Origin of the sequence: Anaerocolumna xylanovorans DSM 12503 (assembly GCF_900143645.1) — a bacterium.
GTDB lineage: Bacteria > Bacillota > Clostridia > Lachnospirales > Lachnospiraceae > Anaerocolumna > Anaerocolumna xylanovorans.
This window is the reverse complement of sequence record NZ_FRFD01000003.1, coordinates 233803-250405: the sequence shown is the minus strand read 5'-3', so window position 1 is coordinate 250405 and position 16603 is coordinate 233803. Positions and strand designations below refer to the sequence as shown.

14 protein-coding genes are annotated in these 16603 nt (G+C 41.3%); 3 read left to right on the top strand and 11 right to left on the bottom strand.

What is annotated here, in order from left to right; translation table 11 throughout:
* Nucleotides 1–203: 203 nt before the first annotated feature.
* From BUF11_RS01150 to BUF11_RS01120, 7 genes are all read right to left on the bottom strand, one after another.
* Nucleotides 204–1223, bottom strand: a complete 1020-nt coding sequence (locus BUF11_RS01150) for a LacI family DNA-binding transcriptional regulator (protein ID WP_073586975.1) — start codon at nt 1221–1223, stop codon at nt 204–206.
* Between the two features lie 150 nt (nt 1224–1373).
* Complete coding sequence (locus tag BUF11_RS01145) at nt 1374–3155, bottom strand: alpha-galactosidase (RefSeq protein WP_073586974.1); 1782 nt, start codon at nt 3153–3155, stop codon at nt 1374–1376.
* Nucleotides 3142–5493, bottom strand: a complete 2352-nt coding sequence (locus BUF11_RS01140; protein WP_073586973.1) for a glycoside hydrolase family 65 protein — start codon at nt 5491–5493, stop codon at nt 3142–3144. The genes BUF11_RS01145 and BUF11_RS01140 overlap by 14 nt, the downstream gene beginning before the upstream one ends.
* A 48-nt stretch (nt 5494–5541) precedes the next feature.
* Nucleotides 5542–7701 carry an amylo-alpha-1,6-glucosidase gene (locus BUF11_RS01135; protein ID WP_073586972.1) on the bottom strand — a complete coding sequence of 720 codons (2160 nt, stop codon included), beginning with the start codon at nt 7699–7701 and terminating at the stop codon, nt 5542–5544.
* A gap of 14 nt (nt 7702–7715) precedes the next feature.
* Nucleotides 7716–8543, bottom strand: coding sequence for a carbohydrate ABC transporter permease (locus tag BUF11_RS01130; RefSeq protein ID WP_139243238.1), 828 nt, complete (start codon nt 8541–8543; stop codon nt 7716–7718).
* A 10-nt stretch (nt 8544–8553) separates the two neighbouring features.
* Complete coding sequence (locus BUF11_RS01125; RefSeq protein WP_207665460.1) at nt 8554–9477, bottom strand: carbohydrate ABC transporter permease; 924 nt, start codon at nt 9475–9477, stop codon at nt 8554–8556.
* A gap of 109 nt (nt 9478–9586) precedes the next feature.
* Complete coding sequence (locus tag BUF11_RS01120; RefSeq protein ID WP_084558395.1) at nt 9587–10918, bottom strand: ABC transporter substrate-binding protein; 1332 nt, start codon at nt 10916–10918, stop codon at nt 9587–9589.
* Nucleotides 10919–11170: 252 nt separating this feature from the next.
* On the opposite strand from BUF11_RS01120, the gene BUF11_RS01115 reads away from it, so the two are divergent.
* Both BUF11_RS01115 and BUF11_RS01110 read left to right on the top strand, forming a co-directional pair.
* On the top strand, nt 11171–11884 hold the full coding sequence (locus tag BUF11_RS01115; protein WP_073586969.1) for an AzlC family ABC transporter permease: 714 nt from the start codon (nt 11171–11173) through the stop codon (nt 11882–11884).
* Complete coding sequence (locus tag BUF11_RS01110) at nt 11875–12210, top strand: branched-chain amino acid transporter permease (protein WP_073586968.1); 336 nt, start codon at nt 11875–11877, stop codon at nt 12208–12210. The genes BUF11_RS01115 and BUF11_RS01110 overlap by 10 nt, the downstream gene beginning before the upstream one ends.
* On the opposite strand, the gene BUF11_RS01105 is transcribed toward BUF11_RS01110, so the two are convergent.
* A complete protein-coding gene (locus BUF11_RS01105) occupies nt 12203–13117 on the bottom strand; it encodes a LysR family transcriptional regulator (protein WP_084558394.1) in 915 nt (304 codons plus the stop codon). The genes BUF11_RS01110 and BUF11_RS01105 overlap by 8 nt on opposite strands.
* Before the next feature lie 140 nt (nt 13118–13257).
* Here BUF11_RS01105 and BUF11_RS01100 point away from each other — a divergent pair, with 140 nt between their 5' ends.
* On the top strand, nt 13258–14592 hold the full coding sequence (locus BUF11_RS01100) for an MATE family efflux transporter (RefSeq protein WP_073586967.1): 1335 nt from the start codon (nt 13258–13260) through the stop codon (nt 14590–14592).
* 12 nt (nt 14593–14604) lie between these two features.
* Here BUF11_RS01100 and BUF11_RS01095 read toward each other — a convergent pair whose 3' ends face one another.
* From BUF11_RS01095 to BUF11_RS01085, 3 genes are read right to left on the bottom strand one after another with little or no spacing between them, the layout of a single operon-like run.
* Entirely contained in the window at nt 14605–15228 is a 624-nt protein-coding gene (locus BUF11_RS01095) for an ABC-2 transporter permease (RefSeq protein ID WP_073586966.1), read from the bottom strand.
* Nucleotides 15228–16073, bottom strand: coding sequence for an ABC transporter ATP-binding protein (locus BUF11_RS01090; RefSeq protein WP_073586965.1), 846 nt, complete (start codon nt 16071–16073; stop codon nt 15228–15230). The genes BUF11_RS01095 and BUF11_RS01090 overlap by 1 nt, the downstream gene beginning before the upstream one ends.
* Before the next feature lie 33 nt (nt 16074–16106).
* Complete coding sequence (locus BUF11_RS01085) at nt 16107–16484, bottom strand: GntR family transcriptional regulator (protein WP_073586964.1); 378 nt, start codon at nt 16482–16484, stop codon at nt 16107–16109.
* Nucleotides 16485–16603 lie beyond the last annotated feature (119 nt).

Genomic DNA, 16603 nt, shown 5'->3' with positions numbered 1-16603 from the left:
TGATTTTGTTGGTTTAACGTTAAACTATATACGCCCTGCCTTTACTTCATATCTTATTTTAACATGGTTTTTTTATACATGCAATCTTTATTTGGTATATTATGTATATTGTTTCCGTTTTTATCATAGTATTTCTGTACTATTTCCATGACTATTTGCTATAACTTGGCAAATAGTCATGGTTTTCCTATTGATATGGAATATTATAATGTCCTGACACTTTCACCTTCTATAAGCTTATATGGCACGTATACATTCTTTGACATCGTATCATCCATCACCAGCTCATGCAGCAGCTTTGCACTCTGATAGCCCATCTCATTGATATCCTGGTATATCGTGGTCAGCTTAGGCGTAACATAGGAGCAAAGAGGAATCCCATCAAAACCTACAATGGAAAAGTCCTCCGGTATGGAATAACCGCAGTCTCTGATTGCCCGTATTACCCCCAGTGCCATAATATCACTAAGGCAAAGGAAAGCTGTAATCTGGGATTTCCCATATTTCTTAAGATATTTGCTTACCTTTTGATAAGCGACTTCTTCGTTGAAATCACAATACATTACCCTGTTCTTTTGCAGCTCCAGCTGATTCTCATGAAAGGCCTGATAGACACTTGCTACACGCTCAATATTGACCGCTGCATTTTTCTTACCGCCAATCAACATGATATCCCTGTGATTGTGGTCAAATAAATACTGCGTTAATTCCTTTGCCGCTGCATAGTTATCAATCGATACACAGCCCAGTCCTTTGCCTTCCAGATGAATATCAATTAATACGCAAGGCATGCCGCCATTCACTAATTCATGAAAATATGGGTCATTGGTTGTGATTCCGCTTAAAATCGTTCCTGATATATTATGTTCCATGCAGAATTTCGTATATGGCTTTTGATTCTGATTTTTGGAATCTGTCGCATATAAAGTAATTTCGAAATCATTTTGAAGGGTATACCGATAGATTCCCTGTAATAGCAGCAGAAAGAAATTGTCCTTTCCGTCACTCTCCATTAAACCTGAAACAATAATACCCATATTCGGTGCAACCTTAGCCGACAGGCTTCTTGCATTTACATTTGGTGTATATCCTAAAAGCTTTGCTGATTCAACAATCCGCTCCTTGGTCTCGGGACTGATATCGGAGTATCCGTTAAATGCTCTGGATACTGTTCCAACCGATACCCCGGCTTTTTTTGCTACTTCCCTGATTGTTACATTCATTCTCTCGCCCTCTTTCAAAAACGTTTTTGACATTAGATACTATAACACGAGGGAATTATTTTCGTCAACTTATTTGTAAATGCATTATTGCATAACTGCAGGTAATGTATTTCTTCATAATAGGCATCATACCTTTCTTTTGCATATAGCTCATTTCATCTCTATGATTTTATAAATTGCCGCTGATTCGCCGTTTATGGCATCCGCAGGAAATCCCTGCTCTAACAGCTGTTTTCCTCTATAATACTGTCCGACACCTGTGTCTATATTTTCGATCTTGCACTTGCAGCTATTATCATATCCTCTGATAATCAGGCTTGGCTGATGAACAGTGCTTCCGGTGTTATAAAGGAAGAGATATCCTTTCTCCTCATCCTTTATAAGAAATGCATAAATATCCTCTGTCCGCAGAACATGGAAGAAATCTCCCTTTCCAAGCAGGGGCCTGATACAGTTCTTATAGAAATCCAGCTCACTTTTTATAAGGCGGCTCCATTTGGGAGAAAGCTTTGTCAAGTCTCTGGAAATCCCAAGCTGATGGAGCATGGCGGCACGAAGAGTATACTTTATGCGGGATTCTTCCGCATCTTCATCCATAGGAAAACTTTCAAACACATGAGTGCCGTCTTCATATTCCCTTGTTTCTGACCATATCCAGTGCAGTATATTTTCTACAGGAAGGAACATGGATAAATGCCAAAAACAGTTTAAACTGTGGGAGCTGATATCTACATCACTCAAGAAAGCCGTATGAGCCCACTTCATTATTCCATAATCTGTGCGAAGTCCTCCGGAGGAGCAGTTCTCAATTACCAGATGGGGAAACCTTTCACCCACCCGTTTAAGTACCCTGTAGTAGCCTTCATAATGCACCTGTAATCCATCGTTTTTCTGATGCCCGTGGTCTTCTCTGTTACATCCAAGCTCCGGATCCAAGTTAAAGTCCAGTTTGATGTGATCACATCCGGTGTCTTCTACCAGCGCAGTCATGGTTTGAAACAGCCATTCTTCTGTCTCCTTATTGCCCAGACAAACATAGGGACTATTGCAGGGCTTCCCATCCCTTAAGGCTTCCCATTCCGGATGTTCCTTTCGCAGCTCTGACATGGTACCCATTGCTTCCGGCTCCATCCAAATGCCAAACTTCATCCTCTCTTTATGCACATTATCAGAAAGGTAACGAATCCCGTGGGGAAACCGCTCTTTGTTACACTTTGACCAGTCTCCCTGAAGCTTGCTCCAGGTAATGTCCGTACTATTTCCAAACCAGCCGGCATCCAGTGTACACAGCTCAATACCAAGCTCTGCTGCCTTTCTGGCATTTGCAAGAAAAACTTCTTCGTTAATACCGCAGTCTTCAAAGGTCCACCAGTGATTCCACTCTGTCCATAAACTCCTGCTTTCTGCATTATACTTAAGCCAGATGTCTCTTCCAAACCGGTGCATCCGGTTAATTAGAGTATCCAGATCTCCATCCTCTGTCTGGGCTGTGATAACAGAAGGAGAATAGAATTCTTCTCCTGCCTTTAATACCCTCGTAAACATCTCTTTTGTCTGTCCTGACAGAATTCTGCCGTCCTCTGTGATTCTAAGGTACCAATTACCGGACCAGGCCAAAGCAAGCAGCATTACAACATTATCCTCACAGGCAATGATACAAAAAGGGTGGTATTGGTGGCTGGAACGCCCCCTGGTATTTTCGATATAAAATTCCTGTCTTTCTCCAAGGTCAAATTTTCTCTCCCTGTATTCCTTTCCCCATCCGCTTTCATAATAAGTAATGCAGACAGGATACCTTGCCGCAGCAATATCCATCTCATATCCGCAGAGGGTTACTTCTTCAATATCACCGGCCAGAGTACAGGAGCAGTATTCTGTAACAGAATACTGCTCATATAATTTTTTCCTTATGCTTTGACTATATGCTTTCAACTATGGCCGCTCCTTCACTTATCAATAGCTCTTTTTTACCAACTATTACAGTGACTTCCTTACCCTGGTTCAAAATTTTCACTTCATCTCTGGTTACTGTTACTACTAAAGTAGAATTCCGCCATACAATGCGGTATTCCAGTTCATTCCATTCTTCTGGAAGGCTTGGATTAATCCTCAACTGGCCGCTGGTGACCCTTACTCCGCCAAAGCCCATTACCGCCGCCTGCCAGATGCCTCCGACGGAAGCACTGTGTATACCTGAATTGGAGGATTTCATCTCCGTACCCAAATCAATACAGCAGGCACCCTCAAAGAAATGGTAAGCTTCTTCTTTAAGTCCCAGGTCATTTGCCAGAACACTATGCGTTGCTTTGCTTAAAGAGGAATCATGAAGAGTTCTTTCTTCGTAATAAAGATAATTCTTTCTTTTGATTTCTTCGGAAAATAAATCATCCAGCAGATATAAGAGAACAACTACATCCCCCTGCTTTAACACCTGAAAACTGTTGATCTGCTCCATGTTATAGTCATTATAAATAGTGCCTACCACAGAGGATTTCTTATATTTTGTAAGGTCGATGGACTTTAAGTCAAAAAAGCCGTCAAACTGCGGTATAATACCTGTTTCCTTTTCCGGAAGAGGACAGTAAAGCTTATGTATACACTCTGTGAGCCGTTCCCCAAGCTCCTCTAAATCAAACTGTTCCTGAAACCTTGTATATACGACAGGTTTTTCTGCCTTTAATTCGCAAATAAGCTTGGAAGCTAATTTCATATTATAGAAAGCCAGATGGTTGGTATATGCGTTATTATCAACATGCTCCTTATATTCATCCGGGCCTATAACATCTTTGATGCCATAACATCCTTTTTCTTCATCCCACTCCAGTCTGCTGGTCCAAAACTTTGCAGTATCAAGAATGATTTCATAGCCGTAACGCTCCATAAAATCTTCATCCCTGGAAATGATATAATACTGCCATACTGCATAGGCCACATCTGCTGTGATATGCTGCTCGATTAATCCAGTTAATATCTTCAGTGTTTCTCCGGTTACCACATCCGCAGCTCCCCAAAGGGGTGTCACCTCACCGTCTTCAATCCAGGCGGATTCCCATGGATACATAGCTCCTTCATAACCATTTTCAATTGCCTTCCTTCTGGCTCCCTTAAGGCACTTATAGCGGTATTCAAGAAGTGTCCTCGCTGTCTCCGACTGTGTCAGCATGAAATAGGGAAGAATAAAAATTTCCGTATCCCAGAAGGAATGCCCTTTATAGCCTTCTCCGCTAAGTGCCTTAGCTCCGATTCCAACTCTGCTGTCATCCTTTTTCACCATAATGTTAAGATGGTAGATGGCAAAACGTAGGGCTAACTGGTCGAAATCATTCCTGGAACTTATCTTTACTTCCTGTTTATTCCATACTTTTTCCCATTTTCTTTCACTTTCCTTTAAGAGCCTGTCATAGCCCTTTTCACATATATCCATCAACAGCTGCCCTGCACGCAGCTTCATATCTTCCCTGGCATCGTCTTCCTTCCATCCGTCATACTTTAGATCCCTTGTGGTATGTACAGCAGATATCTTTTCAAATCGTAAGGTGCTTCCTTTTTTTACATTTACAGTATATCGGATTCTGATAACCCGGCGGTCAATGATAGGCAAGAGTGTTACCTCTGCCGGTTTGCCATCTGTGAATATCTTATGAGCTGCATGAACAGCCGCTAAAACATGGGACTGTGTGGTTTCCGATATCATTTCCAGGAACCGGTTCTCATATATCCTTTTGGCTCCTTCCGAAAAATGCTGGGAGCCTGTATTGGTAACTGTTCCGTCGATTCCGCTCTCGATTTCTATCTGAATATCTTCTGTCACAGGAGTAATTTCAACTGCAGCTGCTATCACATGCTCATTCTCCATGGAAACCATCCGTCTGAAGCGAAACTCAAATTCGTCTCCTTTATCACAGGTCCAGTGAAAGCTTCGGGTAACCTCCCCGTTCTTTAAGTTGAGTGTTCTTTCGTAATTCTTTATGGTTCCCCTGTCCATTCCAAAGGGATGGCCGCCTATACTTATCATTAATTTCGTAATATCCGGAAAATTAGGAAGTTCCGACACTTCACCGTCATCGAATTTATTAAAGGTGCCTGTAACAAACATCCCTCTGGTTTCCCCGACATACTGCTCTTCCAGTGCCGCTCTTAAGCCCATATATCCGTTTCCCTGGCAGAAGATGGATTCACATTTTCCCAAATATCTGGAATCAAAAGCGGATTCAGTGACCACCCAGTTAAGGAACTCTCCGCTTCCCCTTTTATAGTCCATTATCGTCATTATAACCTAACCTCTTTTCTAGGAAATTTAAAAAGTGCAATGCATTTTTCAATCTATCACCTGATAATCTGCTTCCTCTTTTATTACAAGCTTTGCACTTGAGGTATTTCTTACACGGAAGATTTTCTTTCCGTTATTATTTTCATAAAATATATCCAGCTCACCGTCCAATACACGGATTTTTTCAAGGGACGCCTTCTTCCATTTTTCCGGCATAGAAGGTTCAAAGGAAATCACATTCTCGTATGCATGAGGCTGTATTCCAAAGAAATAATTCACGACGGGAACGACTGCGGCATAAGTCGTCCATGCCTGGACAAAGCAGCCATAATCCGGTGACATCTCTGAAATGGAACCCGGGGTACTTTTAGAAAAGCTTGCAAACATTCTTTCAAGCAGTTCCAAAGCCCGGTCACTGTATCCGTATCTGGCCTGCGCTGCTGCCATAACGCCGGTGGATATGGTCATGGTGGCATCCTGCTTTAAGCCATCCAGGTACATTCCATAGGTTCCGATAAACTGGGAAGTATGCAGCTTCTTAAGTGCCCGCTCTGCCTTATCCTTTGGTGCTATCCCAGTCTCCATAGGGGTATTGATGATCCAGTTGCGGTTCAGGAGCCAGCCGCACTCCTCTTCTGCCTGGCCTTCTCTTTCCGCCAGTATTCTCTTTACATATTCCTTTGCCTCGCTGTTTTTTGCTTCCTTTAGCTGACCGATGATAATGTCCCGCTTTTTGTTAACTGCAGCGTTTGAAGCATGGGCATCACAATACAAGCCGGTTTCTTCTTCCCAGAACTTCGTATTAATTGCTTCTTTCGTCTTTTCTGCTAACTCTGCAAATATTTTGCTTTCTTCTTTCTCTCCTATCAGGTCACACATTTTTGCATAACATTCATAAGCTTCTGCTGTATATACGGCAGAATCAATCATCTCCATGTTAAGACCGGCAATTTCAATAATTCCATATCCGGTGGGAAAATAATCCTTATCATCATCCTGCTCTAACAGCCATTTGATGCTGAGCTTCACATAGTCATAGGCTTCCCGTAAGAAATCCTCATCTTTCGTCCATTCATAGTACTTCCAGAGTGCTGATATAAAGTGTGCTGTTTCCTGTGTATTGCCTAAATTGGGCGAGCAGCCGTTGGTTGTAATCTCATGGACAATCCTTCCGTTGCCGTTTAACTGCCTGGAATAATTTAAAAGAAGGCTTAAGGTATCCCTGCACAGTTTAAAATCCCCCAGGGCCAGTACCCCTTGCAGTGTATAAAAGCTGTCACAGCCAAACCACCATGGATATTCCGGTATTCCGGCCGCAATTGCCCTGCCGTATTTTGAAGTATCTACTATCAGCCAATCTGTGTTAATCTTAATCCAGTCAAAAACCGTCTCAAAGTCTGTATCTCCTACCTTAAGCTTTGCCTGCTCTGTGATTTTACGGTAATGCTCTATCTTTTCCGCTTCAAAATCTTCCCCGCTTCGGATTCTTTGGAACTGTTCGAAACATTCCTCTTTAGAGCAGTCCGAGCCGGTGGCAAAGAATTGCAGGGTTTTGCTTTCTCCTTCTTTCAGAGCAAAGGAATAATCCAAAGCCAGGCTTATTCCCCTTCCGCTTGTGATTTCCGGCCCGAAAAACTGCCCGATCCTGCTGTTATCTTCTTTTACATTACTGCCAATCATTAAATGCCAGGGGTTATCAGAATCCTTCGCATAATACCCGGAAGCCTCCGGAAGATATTCCATTTCATCGGCTCTGCCGTCATAGATACCTGCTTCTTCCGATAGCCATACCGGTGACAGATCCGTTCTTGCCAGGAAGGAGGCCGATAACTGTCTTACGGTGCTGCTTCTGTTTACAAATTCATATGTGATAATAATTCCATTTAAGTTAAGGGGTGCCAGTTGGGTTCTTTTTATAGTTACCGGCGTATGTCCTAAAGAATTGCCATAATAAAAAACATTCTTATGGGGAAAATTCTCGAAGCCATCAGACAGGATATAACTATCCACGGTAGAACTGGTATGGTCCGTGAATTTCAGCCAAAAGCCGTCTAAAAGCTTAATCGGATGAAGCCACAGCCCTCCCATCTCCTTTTCCAGATGATGTCCGAAGTCAGGAAAATATCCGTCTATGGTTCCGATTAATTTAATTCGTTCATTTGAGCAGACATACATAGGTTTAGTGCTCTTTGTCTTTACGCTATACATATAATTCCTCCTAATTAACCTTTTGTACCGGATGATATAGAAATACCGTCAATGATGTAATCCTGTGCAACAAAGAACAAAATCAGGATAGGAAGCATAACGACTAAGGTCGCAGCCATCAACAGGTTCCATTTGCTGGTATAGAGTCCTTTAAAAAAGGATAATCCCAGGGCCAGGGTAAATTTCTTGCTGTCATATAAATAAATCAGGGGGCCGTTAAAGTCATTCCAGACTCCCATAAATGTAAAGATACCGACTGCCGTAAGTACGGGCTTGCACATAGGCATGATGACTTTTGAAAAGATTCTAAGAGAACTGGCTCCGTCAATTCTTGCGGCTTCGTCAAAATCCTTGGGGATACCGGACATATACTGCCTTAACAGGAAGATATAAAAAGCTCCTCCTCCGAAAAATGCCGGAATAATAAGCGGTTTTGCAGTATTAACCCATCCAAGCTGGCGAAAAATCAGATACTGGGGTATCATTGTAACCTGACCCGGCAGCATCATGGTCGCTAACAATATCAAAAACCACACCCTTTTTCCCTTAAAGTTAAATCTGGAGAAACCATAGGCAACAATAGCAGAGGTAATGATAGTACCAATAAGATTCGGTATTAATATTTTCACGGTATTCCATAAATACCTGGTAAAGTCGATGGATGTCAGAGCTCTTTTAAAGTTCCCAAAGACAGGAGTACTTGGGAAAAAGCTCTTTAAATAAATCTCGCTGTCCGGCTTTAAAGCCATACATACAGTCCACACCAAAGGCACCATAATCAGGACGGCACCTGCCAACAGAAGGAGCATGGCCAATCCGGTAAACAGTTTTGTGTTTTTCATTCTTGCCTCCCTAAATCTTATCGTCATTCTGATAGTAAACCCAGAAGCTGGAGCTCTTAATTACAATCAGCGTTAATATCATAATAATTGCAAACATAACCCATGCCATAGCAGAGGCATAGCCCATCTCATAGTCCTTATAAGCCTTGATGTACAAATAGAGATTATAAAACAATGTGGATTTTAGCGGTCCGCCCTCTGTCATAACGTAAGCCTGCGTAAAGTATTGGAAGGAGCCGATAATTGCCATAACCACATTAAAGAAAATAGTGGGTGAAATCATAGGAATCGTAATACGGAAGAATATCTGGTGGCTTTTGGCGCCGTCAATTTTTGCTGCCTCCTTAAGCTCCTCATTTACTCCCTGCAACCCTGACAGATAGATTATCATAGTGTTTCCGATACCCCATACCCCCATAATGATAAGGGCATATAAAGAAGTTCTGGGATTATTCAGCCATGCAGGTCCCTGTACTTTAAAAAGCCTTAATGCCTGATTTAAAAGTCCTGATTCCCCGAATATCTGCGACCATATCATGGTGGAAGCGATGACCGGAATAATGGAAGGCAGGAAATATATCAGACGGAAAGTCTTCATAAACTTTATATTCATATTTAACATCAGCGCAACAGCCAATGATATTATCTGATAAAAAGGTATGGATATCAGGCAGAACTTAAAGGTAACCTTCAAAGATCTTAAGAAATCCCTATCCTGAAATAAATTCTTATAATTATCAATTCCAACAAAATTAACAGTTTTAAGTCCTGTTACAATATCCCAATTACACAAAGACAATACTAACGAAAACAACATGGGGATCAGGGTAAAAAGGAAAAATCCCAATATCCATGGCATAACATACAGATAGCCCTGTCTATTCTCCCGTTTTTGTGAAGCAGTTGCTTTCTTTTTGTTTTCCTTTTTCATCATAACCTCTTCCTTTTCTTTTCTTGAAAGAAGTGCCAGGAATTTTCTTAAAGCTCGTATAAATTTTTAAGAAAAACTCCTGACACCTAAGTCCTGTTATTTATTCATTCATTTATTTGATGCCGTTTAATTCCTCATTTAGAATATCCTGTGTTTTACCGTCTTTAAAGACAACGCGGTCAAAGGTATTGGATAAAATCTCGTTAATCTTGCTGCCTAAAGCTCCTCTTAAACCGATTGGCTGTACACCGTAATCCAGTGTCTGCAATAATGCTTTCTGGTCATCTGTAAAGGTTGCCGCCAATTTATCCAGCTGAGTCTTTGAAGTAGGCAATACGGCTTCATACTGTGTTCTTAATTCAGAGGCTTTTTCACCTGTTAACATCTTTAATACTTCCCAGGCTGCCTCCGGATGTTTGCAGCGTGAGCCGATAGTATAACCGGCTGCACAGATATAGGATGTATGGTTTCCGGGGATTAATGCAGTACCATAGTTGGTTCCTGCGCTTTCTAAGGAGGATTTTACCCATCCGCCGGAAATGAACATAGCAAGTTTGCCGCTTACCATCATGGATGTTCCGTCACCGTAAGTATCAGTATCTGCAGTTGTAGGAGATACTCTTGTTTCGCCGTCTGCCATTCCGAAATACCAGTCAAGGGCTTTTGCCATATCCGGGCTGTTAAAGTAGCCGTCTGCTGTTTTTCCGTCTGTACTGATATAGGATAAGCCTTTAGATTCTAAGTAACAGGATACTGCATATGCCCAGGATTGTGCCTGGAAGCCAAAAGTCTTAAAGGTTCCGTCATCATTCTTGGTTGTCAGCTTCTGTGCTGCTGCATATAAATCATCCCAAGTCCAGTTTGCATTTGGATACTCTACCTTGGCGGCGTCAAACATATCCTTGTTATACCACAGGCACATCGGATTATAGTCTTTTACTAAGTAATACTGTCCATCATTGATTTTACCCATATTGTAAATGGATTCTGTCATATTGTTTGCAAATGAGCTGTCTGCCTTAATCAGGTCGTTTAAATTACTGGCAAGCCCTTTATCGACCCATTTATAAAAGTCACCTTCGCCGGATAAGAAGATATCATATCCCTCACCGGAGGAAAAAGAGGTTGTCAGACGGTCACCATAGCCGTCTCCGGGTACTACATCCAGCTTCACTTCAATATTCTTGTCATTAGTCTTATTGAATTCATCAATAAGTTTGGTTTCTACATCATTTTCTGTTACTTCGCCCCATTTGGTAACTGTGATAGTGATTTTTTCACCTGTATTTTCTGTCTTACCGGCATCTGAATCAGATGTTGCTTTTGTAGGTTCAGATGTTGCTGCTGCATTTGTTGCATCTTTGTTGTCGCTCTTACTGCATCCTGCAAAAGATGCTGCTACTAACACGAGACACATTGCAATAGCTAATAATTTTTTCCTCATAATAGACCTCCACCTGAAATATCATTTCAAAAACGTTTTTGTAACTATACTATATCATGCGAAAACGTTTTTGTCAATCGCTATATTATATGTTTTACATAATTTCTTTTATATATTCCGACAAACATACAGCAATATGACATATAGCTCCAAATTTATTGACAAACCTTTTTAATAATTTTAAAATTGTTCTTGCAGGGCATTGTGGCACTGTACCATGCTGCTGCAAAAAACACTGAAAGGAGCCGCTCTATGAACCAACGGCATAAATATCAAAGCGCCTTTTTAGCCGCTTTTCCCAATACTCTCCCCATACTGACCGGCTTTGCTTTTCTTGGATTTGCTTATGGACTTTTAATGAGTGCTAACGGCTATGGTCCTATTTGGTCCTTTCTGATGAGCTCCATTGCATTTTGCGGCAGTATGCAGTTCGTTGCCGTAACCTTGCTTACCAGCCCCTTCGCCCCTCTGCAAGCCCTTTATATGGCTCTCATGGTCAATGCCAGGCATTTATTTTATGGATTATCCATGCTGGAAAAATACAAAGGCATCGGCAAGGTGAAACCATTTTTGATATATGTACTGTGCGATGAAACCTTTTCTATTGTCAACAGCAAAGAACCTCCCGAAGGTGTGGACAGGGCTGCTTTTTATTTCTTTGTGTCCTTCCTGGATTATTTTTATTGGGTTACGGCGTCCACCCTGGGCGGACTGTTTGGCAGTGCCATACAGTTTAATACCAAGGGACTTGACTTTGTCCTGACTGCCCTGTTTATTGTAATATTCCTTGAACAATGGATGGAGGGTAAGAATCACTTTTCTGCTGTAACCGGTATTGCCTGCTCAATAATATGCTTAATGCTCTTTGGCACCGGAAACTTTATCATCCCTTCCATGCTGCTAATACTTTTCGTGCTTAGTCTTTACCGAAAATTCCGCAAAGGAGACATCCCCTCATGTACTTAACACCCATCCAGGCTCTTATTATTATATTTGCTATTGCTCTTGGAACAATGCTTACAAGGTTTCTGCCCTTTCTTTTGTTTCCCGAAAAGAAAACTCCGCCTGCTTACATAACTTACCTTGGCAAGGTACTGCCAAGTGCTATTATCGGTCTTTTAGTCGTTTACTGCCTGAAAGGAGTTTCCTTCCTTTCTTTTCCCCATGGCATGCCGGAAGCCGCCGCTGTCCTGTCAATCCTGTTTCTTCATATATGGAAAAGAAATACCCTGCTAAGTATAGCAGGGGGCACGATTGTCTATATGGTCATGGTCCAGTTTGTCTTTATCTGAAACCTTCTTCTCTTTCTATAAGCAGCTTCATCATTTTCTGTGCGGCTGATGACAGGGGACGTGAATTCAGTGTAACTGCACAGATATATCTTTCCTGCAAGGACTCCGCCACATCAATCAGTTCAACTGTCCCTTCCCTTATTGCCGCAGCGGCAAAATTATAAGGAACGAAGCCAATCCCAAGGCCATATGCTACAGCGGGTGCAATTAAATCCGTTGAGGCCAGTTCAATATCCGGAACTAATCCTTCCCCTTCGGCCAAAAACAACTCCTCCAGATATTTTCTGCTGATGGTTCCTTTTTCCAAGCAGACAAAAGGATAGCAGCAAAGCTCTCTTAAAGAAACCCTGCCTTCACACAGCGGATGTCCTTTCTTTGCTATGAATACATCTTTAAAGGCTTTTAACTTATAAATATTTAAATCCTCCGCTTCCATGGGCGTTATGATTACAGCCATATCTATGATTCCATTCCGAAGCTTCTCAACGGCAGAAGGCGTGGAGCAGTTAGATATCTTTAACCGGATATTCGGATACCATGTCTTATATTTTTCCAGGTAGGATAAAAGGAAATGCTGCATGGTCATCTCACTGGCTCCTATATGCAGTATTCCCTCTTGCAACTCTCTCCGGTTCATCAGTTCTTCTTCTGCCAGATCAATGTGCCGGTAAGCCTTTGATACATGCTCGTATAGCATTTCTGCTTCGGGAGTTAATACCACTCCCTTTTTGGAGCGGATAAAAAGTATCATTCCAAGTTCTTTTTCAAGATTCTGAATATATTTGCTAATCGTGGGCTGGGATAAATAAAGCTCTTTTGCTGCCGCTGTTATGCTCTTATTCTTTGCCACAAAGTAAAAGATCTTATAATGTTCCAGATTGACCTTCATATATTCCTTTCTATCCATTCCTTTTCTCTATGGATATGGACGCATTTTACTATTTTACAAATGGTTTTAAGAATACTATAATGAAATGCGTGTCAAGAAACAAGAGAAAATCCCAAAAAAAATTAATTTTCAATTATATATTCACAAAAGGAGTTTGTATGATAAAAGATTTGACCAAAGGAAGTCCCGGTAAGGTTCTGATCCAATTCTCTATTCCTATGTTTATCAGTGTTATATTCCAGCAAATGTACAGTTTATCAGACAGTATAATAGCCGGCAAGTTTGCCGGGGAAAATGCCCTGGCTGCCGTTGGCGCTTCCTATCCTATAACAATGGTATTCATGGCTATCGCCTTTGGCTGCAACATCGGCTGCTCCGTTATTATCTCCCAGCTTTTCGGAAGAAAAGAATATGCCAAATGTAAAACAGCCATTTCCACTACTTTAGTTACAACCCTTGTTCTATCCATTGTTCTTACTGTGATAGGACTTCTTATATCCGATCCTATGATGAGGCTGATTCAGACGCCTGGGGATATCTTTAAGGACAGTTCTTTATTTCTTAAAATCTATATAGGAGGCTTTGTCTTTCTCTTTTTATACAACGTAGCAACGGGTATCTTTACTTCTCTTGGGGATTCTAATACGCCATTATATTTTCTCATAGGTTCTTCCGTGGCAAATATCCTCTTATGCCTTTTGTTTGTGGGTTATCTGCACCTTGGCGTTGCCGGTGTTGCCTGGGCTACCTTCATTGCACAGGGTACTGCCTGTATCCTGTCACTCATTACACTGGCAGTAAGGTTAAAGCAAATCAAAGTAGAGACTTATCCCCGTTTCTCTTTTACTGTTTTATGGCAGATCTCACGGGTAGCGGGTCCGAGCATTTTACAGCAAAGCTTTATATCCATCGGAAATATCATCGTGCAAAATCTTATTAACCGCTATGGCACATCGGTTATTGCCGGTTTTTCCGCCGCTATTAAGCTAAATACCTTTGCCATAACCTCGCTGTCAACCCTTGCCAACGGAATGTCCAGCTTTACTGCCCAAAACGTCGGTGCCAGAGATTACGGCAGGATAAAAAAGGGCTTTCATAGCGGTATTGGCATGGTTCTAGCCATCTGTCTGCCCTTTGTAATATCCTATACCTTTTTCGGGAGCCAGCTTATGTCCTTTTTTAAGGTAGACAGTTCCTTAGGACTTGCCACCGGTATTCATTTTCTGCAGATTGCCGCTCCCTTTTACTTTATTATCTCTGTAAAACTCCTGGCAGACGGTGTGCTGCGAGGCGCCGGTTCCATGGGACAGTTTATGGCAGCGACTCTGACCGACTTATTTCTAAGAGTGGTACTTTCTTATACCCTTGCTCCTATATTCGGAACCAATGGAATATGGGCCTCCTGGCCTATCGGCTGGATTGCAGCCGCTATCCTTTCCATGTCCTTTTACTTCTCCGGCAAATGGAAACAGACGGATGTATTAAGGAATTAGTATGAATACCTGTCAAAACTCTCTCTTTTCATACAAACGGACGGATATAGCACCGGACAGTAAAAATAACAGGATTGCAAGAACCATGACGAACCAGAGGTTTGTTGATAAAAAGTGCGTTACTTTGCTGCTTCCCTCTGAATGACTGCTATAGTATACCCCAAGTCCCCCCGCAATACCGCCGGTTATTATAATAAACCATAGTCTGGCCTTTTCCACCCCCAAGCGGAAAATAACCGGTAAATTAATGGCAGCGTAAATAAGCCCGATTGCTATTATACTGATGATATATTGCCAATGAAAGGATGCTTCTGCCTGGGGCATTAACAGCCCTTTTGCAAGGCTGGCTATCAGATACAAGGCTATCAGTACAATAAGCCCTGACCCTACCAGTATATAACGGCTTAAGACAATTTCTTTCTTCTCATAAGGCATTGCAGCCGCTAGATTATCCCACTTATTCCGTTCATCTATACCTATAACCCAGAAGGGAAGCATGGCGACAAAAAGAACAGCAAAAAACCCCATTCCCTCATTGCCTCCTGCTGCAAGTACCGCATACAAAGCGATGCATACGAGCATAATTCTTCCCTGTTTTAATAATACATACCAATCTTTTAATAACAAACCTTTCATTATGCAACGCCCTCCTTGATCATTAATAGAATGATATCTTCAATTCCTGCTTTATCCAAAGGATATTGCTTAAATCCATTGCTTCTTTTTACTAACAGGTCTGCCCCGTAAGCAGAAGTCCTCTTACCTAAAATCTTTTCTTTTGGTATATTTCTCAAATCCTCTTTGCTGCAATGCATAATGGCATATTCTTCCAACAAACGGTCCTTTTCCTCACTAAAGAGCAGCTTACCGTTATGGAGAAAGGTAATATAATCACAAAGCTTTTCCAAATCCGATACAATATGGGAGGAAATAAGAATCGTATGCTCCTCATCCCTGGTATATTCATAAAATATATCCAGTATTTCATCCCTTGCCATCGGGTCCAGTCCACTGGTAGCTTCATCTAAAATTAAAAGCTTTGCTTTATGGGACATAGCCGCAGCAATAGCAAGCTTCATCTTCATCCCCCTGGAAAATTCCTTGAAGGCTTTTTTCTCCGGCAGCTTAAAATTCTTCAAATAATTAAAAAACCTGTCTTCCTCCCAATTTTTATAACTGTATTTTAAGAATTTATTAATCTGGAGGACTGTCATTTGCTCGGGATAATAAGCTTCATCCAGTACGATGCCGATGTCTTCCTTGGTTTCTTTAAAGTCTTTGGTATTATCCTTCCCCAGCACTGTTATCTCTCCGCCGTCTCTTCTGATAGTATTCATAATCAGCTTAATGGTCGTACTTTTACCGGCACCATTCTCCCCAATAAGTCCCATAATACATCCCTTGGGAAGTGTAAAGCTGACATTGCTTAAGTTGAAACCCTTATAGGTTTTACTAAGATTTTTAACTTCCAATGCATTCATTTTGATCTATCCTTTCTTATATGATATCTCTTCTTAAATATCCTCTTTTAAAAGTGTCCGAAACATCTCAACCAGGTCTTCATTGGCCAGATTGCAGGAAACAGCCAGCTTCGCAATACTTTGCATATGCTCTTCGATTTTTATTAGATTTGCTTCCTTTAACAGCTCAATTCCTCTTGTTGCAACAAAGCAGCCTTTTCCCGGTATGGTATCGATATAGCCTTCTCTTTCCAATTCTTCATAAGCCCTTTTTGTGGTGATAACACTGATACGCAAGTCCTTTGCCAAATTACGGATAGAAGGAAGAGCTTCTCCGCTTTCTAACTTTCCTGATACAATCAAATCCTTGATACTCTTACATATCTGATCATATATTGGCACATTGGACGAATTACTGATGAATATATCCAATCTATCACTCCTTTTCTTTTTTCATTACAACTGTATATCAAAACCAGGCATACTGTATATATACACTATATACAGTATGCCTGGTTTTGTCAAGAATGATTTGGAATCAATTTAGAATA